Below are 17,473 nucleotides of genomic sequence, written 5' to 3'. Positions count from 1 at the left end.
TGCCGCGCACGCCTCCTTCACCACGGACTGCTTGGCGCGGGCACCATCCAGGTGAACCTCGACGGCGGGCACGCCCACGGCCTCCAGGGCGTCCTTCAGCGCGTACGAGCCGAACAGGCCGGCGGGGTTCACCACCACGCCGTCGATGCCGCGTCGCTCGGCCTGAAGGGTGTCGATGAGCACGCCCTCGTGGTTGGACTGGACGATCTTCAGCTCCAGGCCATGGCTGGCAGCCCGAGCGCGGAGCGCGCTGTTGAGATCCTCGAGCCGCCCGCCCGCGGTGCCTTCCCACTCCCCCAGGAGGTTCAGGTTCGGCCCATGCAACACCAGCAGTCTCATCGTCATCCGCGCGTCTCCTCTCCTCGCTCCAACAGCCTCAGTTCTTGCTCTCCACCGGGGCCGAGAACGGCTGGCTGCCCGGTGCCAGCTTCCGGCCCGAGAGGAACTCGGCGGCGCTCATCACCCGCTTGCCCTCCGGCTGGACCTCCAACAGCACGATCGAGCCCTCGCCACACGCCACCTCGATTCCCTCATGGCTCGCCACCAGCACCGTGCCGGGAGCGCCCTTCCCCGTGCCCACCTTCGTCCGGTGCACCTTGAGCCGGGCCCCATTCAGCCCGGTGTACGCCCCTGGCCACGGGGTGAAGGCACGCACCCGGCGCTCCAGTTGCACCGCGGGCTTGGTGAAATCGAGCAGCCCATCCTCCTTCTGGATGATGGGCGCGAGCACCATTCCCTCGGAGGGCTGCGAGACGGGCTTCAGCTCCCCACGCAGGTAGGCCGGGAGGGACTCGCGGAGGATCTCCCCACCGAGCCGGGAGAGCTTCTCGTGGAGGCTGGCGCTGGTGTCCTCCGGAGTGATGGGCATGCGCTTCATGGCAATCACCGGCCCGGTGTCGAGCCCCTCATCCATGCGCATGAGGGCCACGCCCGTCTCCGTGTCTCCGTGCGCAATGGCCCACTGGATGGGAGCGGCGCCCCGGAAGCGCGGCAGCAGCGAGGCGTGCACGTTGACGCAGCCGTGCGGCGGCACCTCCAGCACATCCTTGGGGAGGATCTTCCCGTACGCCGTCACCACGCACACGTCAGGAGCCAGCTTGCGCAGCTCTTCGGAGAACGGCGGAGTGCGCAGCTTCTGGGGCTGGAGCACCGTCACCCCGCGCTCGAGCGCCAGCGCCTTCACCGGGGAGAGGGAGAGGGCGTTGCCGCGCCCCTTGGGCTTGTCCGGCTGGGTGACGACGGCCACCACCTCGCCAATGTCGAAGCAGGCCGAGAGCGACGCCACGGCGAACTCGGGCGTGCCCATGAAGACAATCCGGGGCTTGCTCATCGGGCCACCGGGTGGCTGCCGCTGACGGGCTTGTCCACCGCCTCGCGCTTGCGTGAATGGAGCTCCTCGAGCGCCTTGAGCGCGGCGCGAGCCTCTTCCGTGTTGGCCAGGGGCTGGAAGACGGACAGGGCCCGGCTGAGCGTCTGGGCCTCGTCCGCCTCGCGCGCGCGGATGCGCTCCACCGCCTGGCTGAAGCGATCGAAGAATTTCTTCAGCTCGTCGTACTTCCGCAGCGGGCGCAGCCGCGGGTAGTGCCCCGCCGCCAGCGCCTCCACGTAGAGGTTCATCACGTGCACCGGACCCGCCACCCGGTGGGTGAACACGAGCCCGAAGAGCCCGAGCGCCACCGCCGTGCCCACCACCGCCAGCAAGGTGAGCCAGAGGATCGTCATCCCGGCGAAGCCCTCGGAGCCCGAGCCTGCCTCGAGCGCCGCGGTGTGAGCCCACCACGCCAGCGCCCCGAACAGGCCGATGCTGCCGGCTCCAATGGAACCCAGCATGAAGATGTACTTGAGCTGGAACTCCCGATCGATGAGGTACGTCCGGCGCTTCCAGGCACGCTTCTGTGAACCAATGACGGTCTCTGAGGACATGTCGTTGACCAGACTACCTCATTCAATCCGGGGGGTTTGACCCGTTCTTTCAAGGAGCGGTACGACACTCGACATCACCCGCCACACCGCCGCCCAGGAGGCCCCATGCCCCGCTGCCTTGCCGCGCTGAGCCTTGTGCTCGCCCTCGCTGTCCTCCCTGGGTGTAAGGGCGATCCGAAGACGCCCGAATACTGGGACAAGCAGCTCAACGGAGCGCACCGGGCGGACGGCCGGGTGCAGGTGGTGGAGACGCTGCGCACCTCCGGCAACCTCCAGGAGAGCTTCCTGCCCATGCTGCACGCCCGGCTCGCCGCGGAGAAGAAGCCCGAGGTGAAGGCCGCCCTGGCGCGCGCCATCGGGGACTTGAAGAGCCCCAGCTCCCTGGAACCGCTGCAGGCGGCCCTGGATCCGAGCGCCACGGACACCGACACGGCCCTGGCCAACAAGGCGCTGGCGGCGGCGCTGGGCCAGCTGGGAGACCCGAAGGCGGTCCCCGCGCTCACGGGCCTACTGCGCGCCAAGGACAACTACACCCGCATCGAGGCCATCCAGGCGCTGGGGACCCTGCGCGCGCCCCAGGCCGTGGAGCCGCTGCTGCAGCTCGTCTCGGATGACAGCTCCGAGCCCTTCCTCAACAAGAAGGCCATCGAGGCGCTGGGCCGCATTGGCGACGCGCGCGCGGTGCCCACGCTCATGCGGATGCTGACCAAGGAGCGCCAGCACATCTCCTTCTATGTGGAGAGCTCCTTCGCCCTGTACCAGATGGGCACTCCGGCGGTGGACGCGCTGCTCGCGGCGATGGAGGGCCGGGACGCGGAGCTGGCCAAGTGGGTACAGCAGAACGGCGTCAACCCGGCCAGCTACGCCATGAAGGGCGCGCAGATCCTTGGGGACTTGAAGGACCGCCGCGCGGAGGCGGCGTTGCTCAAGCTGCTGTCGTTCACGAACCCAGACGCGCAGATCCAGGCAGTGGTGCGGATGCAGGCGGCGGACGCGCTGGGGCGGATGCGGGCGGCGGCGGTGCGCCCCATCTCCGCGCTGCTCTCCGAGGAGGACCCGACGGTGCGCACCTCCTACGTGCGGGCGCTGGTGCTGCTGGGCGGGCGAGACGCGCTGCCGGCGCTGGAGAAGGCGGCGGGCCAGGGAGACTGGTACGCCCGGGAGGCGGCCATGCGCGGCGTGGCGATGCTGGGCAACGCGCAGGAGCAGCAGCTCTTCTCGAAGTGGGCGCAGAACGAGCCCGCCCTCACCGCCAAGGAGTGCCAGCGGGACGGTGGCGAGGGCTGCGACAACCCCGAGGCGCTCGGGCTGAAGCGAGGCGAGGCGATCCTGCGTTACGCCAAGGTGCTGGAGGCGGCGAAGGTGTGCACCGCGGACCCGGGCTGCTGGGTTCCGAAGCTGACGGACAAGGAGCCCCGAGTGGTGGAGCGCGCGGCGCTGGAGTTGGGGCGCTCGGGCAATCCGCAGCACGCGACGGCGCTGGCCGAGCGGCTCTCCGAGAAGAACCTCGATGCGCGCATGGCGCTCATCCAGGGGCTGGACTGGCTGGTGACGGACTCGAAGGAGGCGGCGTCCAAGGCCCGCGAGGCCCTGCCGAAGATCCAGGCCCAGCTCGCGGATGAGAAGGGCAACTCCAACTTCGCGAACGTGAACGAGGATCTGCGCCGGCTCGCCTTCCGGCTCGAGCGGGCCTGAGCCGCGCCAGCGAGCGCCGGATCCAGCCCCGTAGCTCCTTCTCGTCGCCCAGGATGTCCTCGGGCAAGGACACGTACTCCTTCATCGGCCGTCCGGGCATCGGCGAGAAGATGCGAGCACCCTGCCAGGACAGTCACCGCTCGTCTCCCTGCCCCCTCCCTCCTACGGCTTGGGAAGGGGTGCCTACCTTCCCCAAGGACCCTCCAAGATTGGGAGACACGATGATGCGGCAGAGATGGAAGGGATTCGTGGTGGCGGGCCTGCTCGGGCTGACGGGACTCGCGCTGGGTTGCTCCGAGCGCAGCAAGGCGGATGCGCGCGAGGGCGCGCGTCAAGCCGGGCAAGAGGTGGGCAAGGCCGCCAAGGATGTACAGAACGCCGGCAAGGGTGCCGCCGAGGGCTTCCGTCAGGGCTGGGGTGGCTCGGGGACGGACAAGACGATCGGCGATGGAAAGATCGGCAACAACCCGGGCGTCATCAATGACGGCGAGGGCCCCTTCGAGCAGCACGATCAGCACGGCGATCACAACATCCTCAAGGACGGGGAAGGCCCTCTGGAGGGGCACCACTAGCGCGGCCCCTCTTCCCTCCCACCCGCTCAAAACACGGTGTCTGCCTGGTCGCGGAGGATGAAACCATCCAGGTCCTTGCAGGGACCGGGGGTGCCGTCAGCCGCCTTGCAGGCCGTGGTGGAGCACGGATAGGGCGACGTCTGCTGAGCGCGGGGCTGGATGAACATCGGGTTGATGATCCACCCCTCGTTGGCATTGGCGTAGGCGTTGCACATCAACTCCTTCTTGTTCCGGTTGATGGCCAGCTTGAGCCCGCCCGAATCCTGCATGAAGGTGATGTCCGTATCGGAGTCGCCCGCGGCGAACACGGGGTGCCGCTTCAGATCGTGGTCGCTGTCGAGCGCACCCGCGGTCGTGTCTCCGAAGACCACCTTGTTGATCCAGCAGCGCTTGCCGTCGATATAGGTGATCATGCTGTTGCCGGTGACTCGCCCCTGGCCATCGTTGGCGCCATCCGGTACGTCCCCGCAACCCTGGAGGTTGTAGTCGAGCTTCCCGGCCACCTCGAGCGTGCGGATGCCAATCACATGGTCCGCTTCGATCCCCACGGTCTTGGCCCAGGGCTCGACGACGAGCTGGGGTGACGCGGAGATGATCCACACATCGAACCCGTTGGCCTGCAGCCGACCGATCAGATCCTTCATCTGATCATAGACGCGCACCCAGTGCGTCACCGAGGTGCCGGCGATGCTCTGCTGCGTGTCGATGGGGTTGCTCAGGTTCTCGGCCATGGCCGCTTCGACGAAGCTCTGCACCTCGGCGCGGGTGTGGCCGGCGAGCAGCTGGGCCACCCAGGCATAGGCAGGCTCCATGCGCCGGTAGTTCCACGTGGCCCATGCGGTCTGGCCGCTGGCCGTCACCCCATTGGAGTAGATGGAGAGGAGCTCCTTCGCGCAGGAGGCGTTCGACGAGGTCGGCAGCGCCGAGCCCGGCTCCGCCAGCGCGCCGCACGCCGCATCCAGCGCGAGGACTGCGGCCTCACTCAGAAACGGGCTCGTCATGCGCCAGTTCTTCCCGGGAGGCTGGAGGATCTCGTCGTGCGCCAGCATGTAGAAGAAGGTGGCGTCACCGGCATCGTTCTTGACGACGGTGTTGTCCCAGTCGAAGGCGGCCAGCGGCTTCTTTTCCGTGCTGTAGGAGCCGGTGCACTTGCCGTAGGTCTCCATCATCGCGTCGATCTGGTTCCGATTCGCCCCGTACCAGTCCAGCCCGGGATCGAGCCGCTCGCACGCCGGAAGGGGCTTGGGCTCGACACAACCGGAGAGCACCAGCGCCAGCACCGCGGCGCACCGCGCCACCTTCACTCCCATCGTCGTCTTGTGGCTCATCCTCATCTCCCCTGGACAGTCCTCAAAGAGAGCGGGGGTGAGAGCCTGGGCCCCCACCCCCACCTGTACCTCAGTGCTGTGGCCCGCGCGGAGGCGGCCCCGCCTCCTGGAGCGCTCGGTATTCCGCGTCATCGAAGACGCGCGAGCGGATGAGGAAGCGGACACCCTCGGGAGCTTCCACCGAGAAGCCGCTCCCCCGCCCCGGCACCACGTCCACCGTCAGGTGGGTGTGCTGCCAATACTCGAACTGCGGACCGGAGATGTAGAAGGGCGTGTCCACGATCGTCCCCAGGAAGACATCCTGCTGGCCGATCTTGAAGTCGCCCCGAGGGAAGCACATCGGCGCGCTGCCATCGCAGCAGCCTCCCGACTGATGGAAGAGCAGCAGGCCGTACTGCCCCTGCAGCTTGCGCAGCAGGGCCTCGGCCTTGGGTGTCACCGTCACTCGCTCCACGCTCATGGTGCCTCCCTCGTCTCGAGCTCTGGCCTAGAAGAAGCCCATGGGCTTCGGGTCGTAGCTCACCAGCATGTTCTTCGTCTGCTGGTAGTGGTTGAGCATCATCTTGTGCGTCTCGCGACCGATGCCCGACTGCTTGTAGCCGCCGAACGCCGCGTGCGCCGGGTAGAGGTGGTAGCAGTTCACCCACACGCGGCCCGCCTGGATCTCCCGGCCCATGCGGTACGCGGTGTTCGTGTCACGCGTCCACACGCCCGCGCCCAGGCCGTACAGCGTCTCGTTGGCGATGGAGAGCGCGTCCGCCTGGTCCTTGAACTTCGTCACCGACACCACCGGGCCGAAGATCTCCTCCTGGAAGATGCGCATCTTGTTGTGGCCCTCGAAGATGGTGGGCTCCACGTAGTAGCCCTCGGCCAGCGCTCCCGGCAGCTTCGCGCGGCCGCCGCCCGTGAGCACCTTGGCGCCCTCCTTCTTGCCGATGTCGATGTACGAGAGGATCTTCTCCAGCTGATCGTTCGAGGCCTGCGCGCCGATCATCGTGCTGGTGTCCAGCGGGTTGCCCTGGACGATCTTCTTGGTGCGCTCGATCGCCTTCTGCATGAAGGCGTCGTAGACCTTCTCCTGCACCAGGGCGCGCGAGGGGCAGGTGCACACCTCGCCCTGGTTGAGGGCGAACATGGCGAAGCCCTCGAGCACCTTCTCGGCGAAGTCGTCGTTCTTGTCGAACACGTCCGCGAAGAAGACGTTGGGCGACTTGCCGCCCAGCTCCAGCGTCACGGGGATCAGGTTCTCGGAGGCGTACTGCATGATGAGGCGGCCCGTGGTCGTCTCACCGGTGAAGGCAATCTTGGCGACGCGCTTGTTGCTGGCCAGCGGCTTGCCCGCCTCGATGCCGAAGCCGTTCACCACGTTGAGCACGCCGGCCGGGAGCAGATCGCCCACCAGCTCCATGAACTTGAGGATGGTGGCGGGGGTCTGCTCGGCGGGCTTGAGCACCACGCAGTTGCCCGCGGCCAACGCAGGGGCCAGCTTCCAGGCCGCCATCAGCAGCGGGAAGTTCCAGGGGATGATCTGCCCCACCACGCCCAGCGGCTCCTGGAAGTGGTACGAGACGGTGTTGTTGTCCAGCTCGCCCAGGCTGCCCTCCTGCGCGCGGATGACGCCAGCGAAGTAGCGGAAGTGATCAATGGCCAGCGGCAGATCCGCCGCCAGCGACTCGCGGATGGGCTTGCCGTTGTCCCACGTCTCGGACACCGCGAGCTGCTCGAGGTTGGCCTGCATCCGGTCGGCGATCTTGTTGAGGATGTCCGCGCGGGTGGTGACAGAGGTTCTTCCCCAGTCGCCCTTGGCCTTGTGGGCCGCGTCCAGCGCCTTCTCGATGTCCTCGTGGTTGGAGCGGGGAATCTCGCAGAACGCCTTGCCCGTCACCGGGGTGATGTTCTCGAAGTACTGCCCGCGTACGGGCGGGACGAACTCGCCTCCAATGTAGTTGCCATAACGGCTGGCGAACTGGACCTTGCTGCCGGGCTGATTGGGGGCTTCGTAGATCTTCGACATCTCTGGACCGCCTTTCGGGTGTGTGGGGGCCACGCGCCATCCCCGAGGTGGAGCCCCGGGGAGCGCAGTTGCGCACGATATGAGCAGAGCGAGCGAAACAGGTAGGCGCGCGCGACGCGCAGGCTAGAGACCTGCACGGTAGGCCGTCGAACGAGGGGGCCTTCAACGCGGCAGGAAGTGTTCAGAACTGGAGGAACATTTCGGTCCTCGACGCGCAGCGAACAGGTTGGCGCTGCGCGTCAGGAACGGGCGGGCGGCACGCGCGGCAACCAGAGAGTGAAGGTGCTCCCCTGGCCGGGCTCGCTCTCCACCTGGATGCGTCCGCCATGGGCGGAGACGATGCCGTGGACCACGGCCAGCCCCATTCCTGTCCCCTCCCCCAGCGGCTTGGTGGAGAAGAAGGGTTGGAAGAGCCGCTCGCGCACCTCCGGGGGCATGCCGTGGCCGGTGTCCCGCACCACCAGCACCACCTCTTCGCCCTCCTGGCGGGTGGAGAGGTGGATCGTCCCCCGCTCGGGCATGGCCTGCGCCGCGTTGATGAGCAGGTTGATGAGCACCTGGGTCATCTGCTGCGGCCTGCCGACCATGCGCGGCAGCGCGCCCAGCTCCAGCACCACCTGGCACCGCGCCTCGAGCCGGGCATGGGTGATGCGCAGGGCGGCGTGGATCTCCTCGTTCAGGTCGTACTCGACCATGGGCTCGGGATCCCCACGTGCGAAGCGGCGCAGGTCCGAGACGATGGTGGCGATCCGCTGGATGCCATCCAGGGTGGCCGGGAGCACCTCGGTGACGTACTCGGCCAGCTCGGCAGGGAGCTCCTGCTGGGCTCGCAAGTCTCGCAGCAGGGCGTTCACGTTGCTCTTCACATAGGCGAGCGGGTTGTTGATCTCATGGGCGATGCCCGCGGCGAGCAGGCCCAGGCTGGAGAGCCGATCCTGCTCGCGGCCCCGCTGGTCGGCCAGGGCCAGCTTCTCGTGAGCCCGCCCGAGCTCCTGGTGCCTTTGTTCGAGGTGCTCCAGCACCCGATGCAGCAGGAGCACCCGGGCGGCCGCGATGGCGTGGGCGAGCACCGAGAGGATGATGAAGACGAGCGGCACCAGCGGAGAGCAGCCCTCCGCCACGGCGACGAACCCCACCACCAGGAACGGCCCGAACAGCACCACGAGCCCCCTCCACTCGTGATGGGTGTCCACCCAGAGGGCATCCAGCGGCAGGTAGAGCCAGACGGGCAGCGCCCATTGGGTGAAGTGGCCATAAGCGAGAGTGGCCACCATGTTGCCCAGCAGCCGGAGGGTCTCGGTGCTGCGCGTGCGCGCCGAGAAGAAGGGCTGAGCCAGCACCATGTTGAGGACTACCACGAGGAGGAAGACGCCCGTGATGAGGGCAATGTCCCTCCAGCGGCCCCACACCGAGGCAATCAGCAGCAGGTGGGTGAGGATGACGGCGGCGAGGATGAACCTCAGCAGCCGCGTGCGGACTTGCTCGGTCGCGGCGCGTGGATCCAGCGCCAGATCCGAGGCACTCATCTCACGTCCCCCGCTTCCACAGACGGCGCCCGCGCAGGCGCGCGGCCACTTCAAGGCCACGCTGGAAGGTGGCTCGTCTCATCACTGCACCCCCTGTCGTGCAGCGCCTCCGGGAATACGAAGGGGCCGCTGCCTACGGCACACCATACCCCTTCATTCCGGCGCGGCCATGATCAGCGTCCAGCGCCGGGCTGGACGAAGTGCCCCTCCGCGCCCAGGCGAAGCCGGTTGATGCGGAGTCACTTCTTGTCGGGCTTGTCCTGAAGGTGGAGCTTCTTGAGCAGCTCCTCGAGCTTCTCGGGCGGAAGGTTCGCGCGCTCCAGGGACTTCCGCAGCCCCTCGGCCTTCTTGTAGAGGGCCTGATAGCCGCACTCGGGCAGGAACTCCGGGAGCGCGGAGTACAGGAGGTTGCGCGGATAGTCCCGGCACATCCCCGGCCGGCTGTCATACGAGTCGCACTGCCTGGTAGCCGGATCGTAGTGCGTACAACGGAACACGAAGATCTTCTGCCTCCGGTCCTCGCCCATGAATTCGAAGCCGTTGATGACGCGGTGCCAGGTCAGCGCAATCCAGCGCAGCGAGCGCAGCCGGAACACAGGCGTGCTCACCGGGATCATCGGCGACTCGCAGCACTTGCCGCAGCCAGTGCACGAGCCCGTCAGGCGATAGCGCGGTTCTCCCCGGGCTCGGAGGATCCACCGGGTGACTCCGAGATCGAAGGAGTAGCGCCACAGCGCGAGCCTCTTGATGAAGCGCCGGATGGGGCCGTCTCTCACGAGGAGATCCTCACACCACCTGGCGCTCGGGGGCCTCGGAGTCCTCCGCGCCCGAGCCCAGCTCCTTGGACTCGGCGTCCGGCATGGGCGTGGGCTCGTCCTGGAACGAGCTGGGCAGCAGGCTGAAGGGCAGCACCTTGGACAGGGCAATCAGCAGCAGCACCCCGCCCGGCGCGACGAAGATCGCCAGCGCGGGGATCGCCTTGGCCACGTCGATGAGCTGGGCCCGCATCCGCTTGCGCTCCTCCCGCGTCAGGCTCTGGCCTCGCGCCGCCTTGGCCAGCAGCACCGCCAGGTCTCCCGTCTCCCGCGCCTCCTGCATCAGCCGGTGGAAGTTCTTCTCCAGCGCCTCCTGCATCCGGCTGACGAAGTCCTCGCCCATCACCCCCGCGGCGGCCGACACCGTGAACACATCCACCACCGAGCGGTGCCGCGCGTAGAACTCGGCCATCTCCAGCTCCAGCCGGTGCAGCTCCTCATCCGGCACACGCAGCGCATGGGCCAGCTCCTGGATGAAGGCGCGCTCGCCTCGGGAGCGCTGCCCGTCCACCAGCGAGGCCAGCAACGTCTGCTCCAGGATGAAGTGCTGCATGTCCTTGCTGCGCACCTCGGCCACCATGGTGCGCACCGCGAGCCGGTGCTCGAAGGACTTCTTCACCGCCGCCTTCAGCTCGGACTCGATCGGATCCGGCAGCGCCAGATCCTCCACCTGCCGGAGAATGGCCCGGCGCGTGGCATAGCTCGGCTCGCGGTCCGCACAGGCCAGCCCCGCCAGCACCTTCACCAACAGCGCCTTCTGCTTCGCCGCGAAGTCGATGCGGCGCTGCGCCGCCCCGCGCTGGAAGAACCCTCGGGAGAAATAGTCGATCGCCTGCCGGCCAAACATCTGCGCGTCCGCGTACAGCGCTCCGTTATGAAGCACCAGGCCGTACACCGGATCTCCCGCCAGCGAGATGGCCCGGCGGGCCAGCGCCCCCTCCACCTTGCCCTGAAGCCGCCGGGAGATCTCGAGCCCCCCCTGCAACCTCACGTGGATGGAGTCCGCCACCTCCAGCTGGCCGGTGAACACGGCGAACAGCAGCAGGAGCTGGTCCTGCCGAGGCCGATCCGAAGCGCCTGTGAGGCGGGCAATGTCCAGCGCCATCCGCGTCAGGGTGCGAACCACCGCGAGGAAGAGCTGCTCCTCGGGCGCACGCGCTCGAGCCCCTGCCACCCCAGCGGGCGAGCCACCCTCCACGGCCGGAGCACCTTCCATCGGCGTGCCATACAGCAGGCCCGAAGCGCGCAGCATCTGGCGCAGATAGGCGCGGGCCCGAGCCCGCCCAGAGGCCCGGGGCTCGGACAGGCTGGGCGCCAGCGCGGGCGGGGGCACATGGCGATGAGCCACCACCACCTCCTCAATCATCGAGGAGAGCCAACCCGCCTTGCCGAGATCCATGACCGTGTCCCACCCGAGCCGCCGGACTGCTCGCGTCGCCCAGGGAATAACCTACCTGACTCCCGGATGCCACCCACCCCCATTCCCGGGGTGAGCAGCGAGTGACAGAGCCCAGAACCGGCCCTTCTCTTGTCCTGCCCGGGCTCGGAGGGGAGGATGCAGCCATGCGCGGCGTGCTCCTTCTCCTCGTGACGCTCACCACCTCGGTCGCCTTCGCCCAGTACGACGACGAGGGCCCTCCGAAGCTCGAGGGCACGAACCGAATCTCCGTCGTGGGGGGCTGGCGCTACGCGCCCAACTTCACCTTCTACAACAACTACTATTCCAATCCGGATCACCAGGGCCTGCCGCGCTCCCGGGGCTCGTTCGGGGGCCCAGCCCTGACGGCCACCTTCGGATACTCGGTGACGAACCTGATCGAGGTGGGCGCTGATCTGTTCGCCTCGTATGAGCGACTGGCGCTCACGGGCAAGCCGGGGCTGAATACCGTCACCTATGGAGCGATGCTGGGCCTGCGCTTCCAGAAGCGCTTCGAGCTCGGCCCCGCAGGGCTGATCCCCGCGGTGGGCCTGCTCGCCGGGCCTCACATCGCCGCCGCCTACTTCGATGGGGGGCGCGCGGTGGAGAACGGCGGCACGGCTTTCGGGCTGACCGCGGGGGCCACCTTGCGCCTCAACCCGACCTGGGGAGTCTGCTTCGAGCTCCGGGAGATCTTCGCCCGGGGCGAGGTGGAGGATGTCGGCTACTACAACGCGGGCGGGACCTGGCTCGCCGTGGGCCTTACCTACATCCTGCCCTGGGAACCGGACCGAAGGATCAACGGCCGTCTCTGAGAGCCCACCTCCAGCAATGGCGGGCAGCCGATGCACTGCCGCCGGCCTGCCCCGAGCGACCCGCGCCCAGGGCAGGCGGCGCGCGACTCAGCGCTGGAAGGTATCCACCGCCTGACGGCCGATCGCCGGGTCATCGGTGAAGAACCCGTCGATGCCAGCCTTGAGATAGGACTGGATCTCCGTGACCGAGCCCTCGGGATTGCGCGTGTTGTCCGTCCCCGTCGACTTGAGCGACGCGGGCAGGAAGGTGTTCTCCGGGCGGAAGGTCCACGGGATCACCAGCATCTTGTTCAGGTGGGCATTGCGCACCACATCCGAGGCCGGCATGAGGTTGCCGGAGCCGTCCACGCTGATGAGGTGCATCTTGTAGGGCCCGATGCTGTCGGCGTAGGTGGCGATGTCCTTCAGACTCTCCGCGGTCGTCAGATCGCCATAGGTGCGCTTGTCGCCCGCCGCGACGAAGTCGTAGGGCTGCTTGGCCGCATCGTCCAGCAGCTGCACCAGGACCCAGTTCGGCTGTGAGGTGCCGATCTTCGAGCGGATGTACTTCAGGTTGGCCAGCTCGAAGGACTGGATGAAGACCTTGGTCTTGGTGGCGGTGAAGTCGTGGGCCTTCAGCTCGTTGATCAGCCGGTCCTCCAGCGGCAGCCCGATGGACTGGAAGTAGGTCGGGTGCTTGGTCTCCGGGAAGATGTAGATGGTGCGGCCAGTCTCGGCGGACTTCTGCTCGGCCAGCGCGATGATCTCGGTGAGCGTGGGGATCTCGAACTGATCGTTGTACTGCGTGTTGTCCGGGCGGACCTGGGGAATCCGCTCGCGCGCCCGCAGCTCCTTGAGCTCGGCCAGCGTGAAGTCCTCGGTGAACCAGCCGGTGATCTGCACGCCATCCACGGTCTTGGTGGTCTTGCGATCCGCGTACTTCGTCACGGTCGACACGTTGGTGGTGCCGGTGATGTCGTTCTCGTGACGGGCCACGAGATACCCATCCTTGGTCGACACGACGTCCGGCTCGATGATGTCCGCACCATCTGCGATCGCCTTGGTATAGCTGGCGATCGTGTGCTCCGGCCGCCAAGCGGGGGCACCGCGATGGCCGACCACGAGCTGCTTGGGGAGCAGCGAGACGGTGGGATCGTCGACGACCTGCTTGTCATCATCGCTGCAGCCGGTCAGCGCCAGGGCGCAGGCGGCGGCGAGCGGGATCGCGGCGGAGAAGCGAAGGGTGCGGAGAGAACGGCGAAGGGTGGAATGCAGACTCAGGCAAGGCTCCTTGTTGGGACGCATGCGTCCTCTGTGAAGGCGCGCAAGGTAACACTGGCGGGTGACAAGCCGGCAACGACGCGGCGCACCATCGGGCAAGCCTCGGCGGTGTGATGGCACACCTCCCCGAGCACGCGCTGCCGAAGGCACCCACCCGCCGTGAACCGCGCCAGGCTCGGTCCGGAGGGGATGACAGCTCATGGTACCGTCCGCGCCCATGGGCGCGAACCTGTTGGGAGACCTCGCGGAAGTGCTCCCACCCGAGGGGCTGGTCACCGACCCCGATGTGCTCGAGGCTCATCGCCGGGATCAGGCCGCATGGGTGGCGGCGGGCACCCCGTGCGTGCTGGTGCGCCCGGCCTCGACGCGCGAAGTCCAGGCCGTGCTCCGTGTCGCCTCCGCGCACCGCGTTCCGGTGGTGGCCCGGGGAGCGGGCTCGGGGCTGACCGGGGGTGCCAACGCCCTGGAGGGCTGCATCGTGCTCTCGCTCACGAGGATGAACCGGATCCTCGAGCTCGACCGGCGAGGCTTGTTCGCCGTGGTTCAACCCGGGGTGATCAACGGCGCGCTCAAGGCCGCGGCCGCGGAGCAGGGGCTCTGGTACGCGCCCGATCCCGCGAGCTGGGAGTTCTCGACGATCGGCGGCAACCTCGCGACCAATGCGGGCGGCCTGTGCTGCGTGAAGTACGGCGTGACGGGGGATGCCGTGCTGGGCCTGGAGGCCGTGCTCGCGGACGGCGCCCTCGTCCGCACCGGGGGCCGCACGCACAAGAACGTGGCGGGCTATGATCTCACGCGCCTGTTCGTGGGCTCCGAGGGCACGCTGGGCATCATCACCGAGGCCACCCTGAGGCTCCGTCCGCGTCCGCCCAAGGCCACGACCCTGGTGGCTTCCTTCCCGACGCTCGTCGCGGCGGGCGCGGCCGTCACGGAGATCATGACCGGCACCCGGCCATCGCTCCTGGAGTTGATGGACCGAGCCACGGTCCGCGCCGTCGAGGCCTACCGGCCCATGGGCTTGGACGTCGACGCTGCGGCGCTCCTGCTGGCGCGCTCTGATGCCGGTGGAGAGCAAGGCGTGGCGGAGTGCACGCGGATGGCAGCGGCCTGCGAGGCAGCGGGAGCCACCTTCCTCGCACAGTCCGCGGACGAGGCCGAGGGAGAGCTGCTGCTCGGTGCGCGCCGGCTGGCCTTCCCCGCGCTGGAGAGACAGGGGACCACGCTGCTGGATGACGTGGCCGTGCCGCTCTCGCGCATCGTGGACCTGCTCGCGGCGGTCGAGCGCATCGCCGAGCAACGCGGCGTGCTCATCGGCACCTTCGGGCACGCGGGGGATGGGAACATGCACCCCACGCTCGTCTTCGACCGGAATGATCCGGAGGCCGTGGCTCGGGCCCAGGCGGCGTTCGATGACATCCTCCGCGTGGTGGGAGAGCTGGGAGGAACCATCACCGGCGAGCACGGCGTGGGCACGCTCAAGCGCCCCTACCTCGCCCACCAGCTCGGCCCCGAGGCGATGCGGCTCCACCTCGCCATCAAGGCCGCGGTGGATCCGCTGGGCATCCTCAACCCTGGCAAGATGCTCTGACCGCTGGCCGGGAGACCTGGCAGGCAGGTGCAGCCGGCCTCGAGCCCAGTGCGTGTAGACTCCCCTCGTGAAACGGCGACACCTCCTCTACTCCCTGAGCGTCCTGAGCGCGGGCACGCTGTCAGCCCGCTGGGGTCTCTCGCGGCTGGCGCGCAGTGCTCCTCCGGACAGCCCCCTGAGCGCCGAGGCGCTGGCGATGGTGGACAAGGCGTGGGAGGGAGTGGACCCGGCGCGGATGGTGGACTGCCACGTGCACATTGTGGGGCTCGGCACGGATTGCACGGGCTGCTACGTCAACCCGCGGACGAGCCAGCCCGTCCGCCACCCACTCACCTTCCTCAAGTTCTCCATGTACCGCCACGCCGCCGGAGTGGAGGACGAAGCGAACGCCGACCGCCAGTACCGCGAGCGGCTCCTGTCCCTGCTCGAGGCCCCGTCCATGCGCGGCCGAGCGCTCGTGCTCGCCTTCGACTCGGTGCACGACGAGCAGGGCCAGCCTCACCCCGAGCTGAGCGAGTTCCACACTCCGAACGATTACGTGCTGAAGCTCGCGCAGGACAATCCGCAGCACGTGCTGGCTGGCGCCTCCATCCACCCCTACCGGGCGGACGCGGTGGACGAGCTCGAGCGTGTCGCGGCGCTGGGCGCTCGGGCGGTGAAGTGGCTGCCCAACGCCATGAACATCCACCCCGGCTCCCCGCGCTGTGACGCCTTCTACCGGAAGTTGGCCGAGCTGAAGATGCCGCTGATCACCCACGCGGGCGAGGAGCAGGCCGTGGAGGGAAAGGAGGCGCAGGCCCTGGGCAACCCCCTGCACCTGCGCCGCGCCCTGGACGCGGGAGTGAAGGTGGTGGTGGCGCACGCGGCCAGCCTTGGCACGGGCGAGGACCTGGACAAGCCCGGCGCCTCCCTGAGCAACTTCGAGCTCTTCTTGCGGCTGATGAGCGAGGAGCGCTTCAAGGGTCTGCTGTACGCGGACTTCTCCGCGGTGACCCAGCACAACCGCTGCGGCCAGCCACTGCGCGAGCTGCTGATGCGCGAGGAGCTCCACTCCCGGCTGGTGCACGGCAGCGACTACCCGCTGCCGGCCATCAACGCCCTCATCCGCACCGGCACCCTGGAGGATCTGGGCTACATCACCGCGGACGAGCGGCGCGTGCTCAACGAGCTGGACCGCCACAACCCGCTCGTCTTCGACTTCGTCCTCAAGCGCACCCTCGCCGTGCGCCAGGAGGGGAAGACGTACCGCTTCCCCGCTTCCGCCTTCATGCCGCCCGAGGGCTTGCTGCGCGGAGTGTGAGGCCGTGCCCGCTGCGGCCAACGCGGCGCGCGGTTTGCTGAATCGCTCTCGGCTGGCGCACAATGAACCTTCCGGGCGAGAGGGTGGGATGGACTTCGACTTCACGAGAAGGGAGCCCCCATGTTGCGCAGGCTGAGTTGGATTGTCCTCGGTGCAGCCGTCGTGCTTGTCGCCTCCCGCGCGCCAGGCCAAGGGATGCCCGAGTTCTTCGAGATCTGGGCAGCGGGCAATCCCGTGACCAACCAGGACTCGGCGGTGACGGGGGCCCGCTCCGGACTGGTGGGATGGAGACTCGTGGGGGCCGCTGGGAATGTGCGGGACGATCAACTGGCGGGCATGGCCGCGCCCGCGGTGCAAGGCGGCACGCGCTTCATCTGGGCGTTCGGCCAGTGCTTCGGCGGCGGGATGTTCGATGAGCTGGTCGCGCTCGGCGGAACCCAGAGCGGCACCTCGGCGTCCCGGCATAACGAGACCTCTCGCTACCCCAAGCGGCCGCCCAACGGAGTAGGCCACGACTGGGTCACCCGCTATCTGGGGGCGATGGCCGCGGGCAATACCGCGCGAACCACGGCCGCGTCCGCGGCTGCCAATGATCCCTTTGGCACCAACCCTGGCGCGCCGCGGTTCATGGAGGTGATGGGGACCGAGCATCCGCAGTACTTCTCCGTGGGGGCCGGCGCGGACAACCAGATGCTGTTTCAAGCCGGGGGCATCGCCATCCTGTGGTCTGGCCAGCCGACGATCTACGACCGTGATCAAATCGTGGCGGCGCTCGGGAAGCTGGTCGCCATGGGGTACACCCGCGACAGGATCTTCGTGTACTACGGCTCCGGCCGGCTGCGGCAGAACCATCCCATCGTCCAAGGCCACATCATCAATCCCGCCACCGGGATGCTGCTGAATCCACCCATCACGCTGCGAGCCGCAACCCAGAATGCCTTGAGCGGCTTGTTCGCCATGCGGTTCGGTCCCAACGCCCAGTGCAAGCCGGGCTCCGTCTTCTTCCTGTCGAACGATCACGGCTTCAACACCAGCATCAACCTGGGGGCCGCGGCTCCGCGAGGAAGCGACATCGGAGATCCCGACGCGTACCCGGATCCAGACGCTGAAGACGACTATGGCGATTACGGCGACGGCGATTCCGGCCTCTATGGGTTCGCGATGGGGACGTGCCCGTGCGACGGCGGTGTCTGTATGCCGCCGGATGCCGGCACTCCGCC

16 protein-coding genes are annotated in these 17,473 nt (G+C 68.1%); 6 read left to right on the top strand and 10 right to left on the bottom strand.

The annotated features are described in order from the left end of the window. From ACJ8AT_RS20485 to ACJ8AT_RS20475, 3 genes are all read right to left on the bottom strand, one after another. On the bottom strand, positions 1-345 hold a 345-nt coding region (locus ACJ8AT_RS20485; RefSeq protein WP_407739468.1), incomplete at its 3' end, for a type II 3-dehydroquinate dehydratase. Between the two features lie 31 nt (positions 346-376). Next, a complete protein-coding gene (gene fmt / locus ACJ8AT_RS20480) occupies positions 377-1,330 on the bottom strand; it encodes a methionyl-tRNA formyltransferase (protein ID WP_407739467.1) in 954 nt (317 codons plus the stop codon). Continuing rightward, a complete protein-coding gene (locus ACJ8AT_RS20475) occupies positions 1,327-1,923 on the bottom strand; it encodes a signal protein (protein ID WP_407739466.1) in 597 nt (198 codons plus the stop codon). The genes fmt and ACJ8AT_RS20475 overlap by 4 nt, the downstream gene beginning before the upstream one ends. Positions 1,924-2,028: 105 nt before the next feature. Here ACJ8AT_RS20475 and ACJ8AT_RS20470 point away from each other — a divergent pair, with 105 nt between their 5' ends. Further along, positions 2,029-3,618 (top strand): HEAT repeat domain-containing protein, encoded by a 1,590-nt coding sequence (locus ACJ8AT_RS20470; RefSeq protein WP_407739465.1) that lies wholly within the window; start codon positions 2,029-2,031, stop codon positions 3,616-3,618. A gap of 221 nt (positions 3,619-3,839) precedes the next feature. Continuing rightward, a complete protein-coding gene (locus tag ACJ8AT_RS20465; protein WP_407739464.1) occupies positions 3,840-4,190 on the top strand; it encodes a hypothetical protein in 351 nt (116 codons plus the stop codon). A 26-nt stretch (positions 4,191-4,216) separates the two neighbouring features. On the opposite strand, the gene ACJ8AT_RS20460 is transcribed toward ACJ8AT_RS20465, so the two are convergent. From ACJ8AT_RS20460 to ACJ8AT_RS20435, 6 genes are all read right to left on the bottom strand, one after another. After that, entirely contained in the window at positions 4,217-5,518 is a 1,302-nt protein-coding gene (locus ACJ8AT_RS20460; RefSeq protein WP_407739463.1) for an HAD family hydrolase, read from the bottom strand. Between the two features lie 70 nt (positions 5,519-5,588). After that, positions 5,589-5,978 (bottom strand): DUF779 domain-containing protein, encoded by a 390-nt coding sequence (locus tag ACJ8AT_RS20455; RefSeq protein ID WP_407739462.1) that lies wholly within the window; start codon positions 5,976-5,978, stop codon positions 5,589-5,591. 27 nt (positions 5,979-6,005) lie between these two features. Then, positions 6,006-7,532, bottom strand: coding sequence for an aldehyde dehydrogenase (gene adh, locus ACJ8AT_RS20450; RefSeq protein WP_407739461.1), 1,527 nt, complete (start codon positions 7,530-7,532; stop codon positions 6,006-6,008). A 239-nt stretch (positions 7,533-7,771) separates the two neighbouring features. Next, on the bottom strand, positions 7,772-9,058 hold the full coding sequence (locus ACJ8AT_RS20445) for a sensor histidine kinase (protein ID WP_407739460.1): 1,287 nt from the start codon (positions 9,056-9,058) through the stop codon (positions 7,772-7,774). A 239-nt stretch (positions 9,059-9,297) separates the two neighbouring features. After that, a complete protein-coding gene (locus tag ACJ8AT_RS20440) occupies positions 9,298-9,834 on the bottom strand; it encodes a YkgJ family cysteine cluster protein (protein ID WP_407739459.1) in 537 nt (178 codons plus the stop codon). A gap of 10 nt (positions 9,835-9,844) precedes the next feature. Further along, positions 9,845-11,272, bottom strand: coding sequence for an LETM1 domain-containing protein (locus ACJ8AT_RS20435; protein WP_407739458.1), 1,428 nt, complete (start codon positions 11,270-11,272; stop codon positions 9,845-9,847). A 164-nt stretch (positions 11,273-11,436) separates the two neighbouring features. Here ACJ8AT_RS20435 and ACJ8AT_RS20430 point away from each other — a divergent pair, with 164 nt between their 5' ends. Continuing rightward, on the top strand, positions 11,437-12,105 hold the full coding sequence (locus ACJ8AT_RS20430; protein ID WP_407739457.1) for a hypothetical protein: 669 nt from the start codon (positions 11,437-11,439) through the stop codon (positions 12,103-12,105). Positions 12,106-12,192: 87 nt separating this feature from the next. Here ACJ8AT_RS20430 and ACJ8AT_RS20425 read toward each other — a convergent pair whose 3' ends face one another. Then, a complete protein-coding gene (locus ACJ8AT_RS20425; protein ID WP_407739456.1) occupies positions 12,193-13,389 on the bottom strand; it encodes a glycerophosphodiester phosphodiesterase in 1,197 nt (398 codons plus the stop codon). A gap of 193 nt (positions 13,390-13,582) precedes the next feature. On the opposite strand from ACJ8AT_RS20425, the gene ACJ8AT_RS20420 reads away from it, so the two are divergent. The 3 genes from ACJ8AT_RS20420 to ACJ8AT_RS20410 form a co-directional block, all read left to right on the top strand. Continuing rightward, positions 13,583-14,953: an FAD-binding oxidoreductase gene (locus ACJ8AT_RS20420; RefSeq protein ID WP_407739455.1), complete on the top strand. Its 1,371-nt coding sequence runs from the start codon at positions 13,583-13,585 to the stop codon at positions 14,951-14,953. A gap of 67 nt (positions 14,954-15,020) precedes the next feature. Beyond that, positions 15,021-16,253, top strand: a complete 1,233-nt coding sequence (locus tag ACJ8AT_RS20415) for an amidohydrolase family protein (RefSeq protein WP_407739454.1) — start codon at positions 15,021-15,023, stop codon at positions 16,251-16,253. Positions 16,254-16,448: 195 nt separating this feature from the next. Next, on the top strand, positions 16,449-17,473 hold a 1,025-nt coding region (locus tag ACJ8AT_RS20410), incomplete at its 3' end, for a hypothetical protein (RefSeq protein ID WP_407739453.1).

This window comes from Hyalangium sp., from assembly GCF_045802625.1.
Taxonomy (GTDB): domain Bacteria; phylum Myxococcota; class Myxococcia; order Myxococcales; family Myxococcaceae; genus Hyalangium.
The sequence above is the reverse complement of the archived record's forward strand: the minus strand, read 5'-3'. Positions and strand labels throughout refer to the sequence as shown.

What these genes read in the sequence shown, in the direction of transcription:
- ACJ8AT_RS20475 (WP_407739466.1), bottom strand. Translation starts at nt 1,923, where the DNA reads ATGTCCTCAGAGACCGTCATTGGTTCACAGAAGCGTGCCTGGAAGCGC.
- ACJ8AT_RS20430 (WP_407739457.1), top strand. Translation starts at nt 11,437, where the DNA reads ATGCGCGGCGTGCTCCTTCTCCTCGTGACGCTCACCACCTCGGTCGCC.
- ACJ8AT_RS20435 (WP_407739458.1), bottom strand. Translation starts at nt 11,272, where the DNA reads ATGGATCTCGGCAAGGCGGGTTGGCTCTCCTCGATGATTGAGGAGGTG.
- ACJ8AT_RS20455 (WP_407739462.1), bottom strand. Translation starts at nt 5,978, where the DNA reads ATGAGCGTGGAGCGAGTGACGGTGACACCCAAGGCCGAGGCCCTGCTG.
- ACJ8AT_RS20420 (WP_407739455.1), top strand. Translation starts at nt 13,583, where the DNA reads ATGGGCGCGAACCTGTTGGGAGACCTCGCGGAAGTGCTCCCACCCGAG.
- fmt (WP_407739467.1), bottom strand. Translation starts at nt 1,330, where the DNA reads ATGAGCAAGCCCCGGATTGTCTTCATGGGCACGCCCGAGTTCGCCGTG.
- ACJ8AT_RS20460 (WP_407739463.1), bottom strand. Translation starts at nt 5,518, where the DNA reads ATGAGCCACAAGACGACGATGGGAGTGAAGGTGGCGCGGTGCGCCGCG.
- ACJ8AT_RS20470 (WP_407739465.1), top strand. Translation starts at nt 2,029, where the DNA reads ATGCCCCGCTGCCTTGCCGCGCTGAGCCTTGTGCTCGCCCTCGCTGTC.
- ACJ8AT_RS20465 (WP_407739464.1), top strand. Translation starts at nt 3,840, where the DNA reads ATGATGCGGCAGAGATGGAAGGGATTCGTGGTGGCGGGCCTGCTCGGG.
- ACJ8AT_RS20425 (WP_407739456.1), bottom strand. Translation starts at nt 13,389, where the DNA reads ATGCGTCCCAACAAGGAGCCTTGCCTGAGTCTGCATTCCACCCTTCGC.
- adh (WP_407739461.1), bottom strand. Translation starts at nt 7,532, where the DNA reads ATGTCGAAGATCTACGAAGCCCCCAATCAGCCCGGCAGCAAGGTCCAG.
- ACJ8AT_RS20445 (WP_407739460.1), bottom strand. Translation starts at nt 9,058, where the DNA reads ATGAGTGCCTCGGATCTGGCGCTGGATCCACGCGCCGCGACCGAGCAA.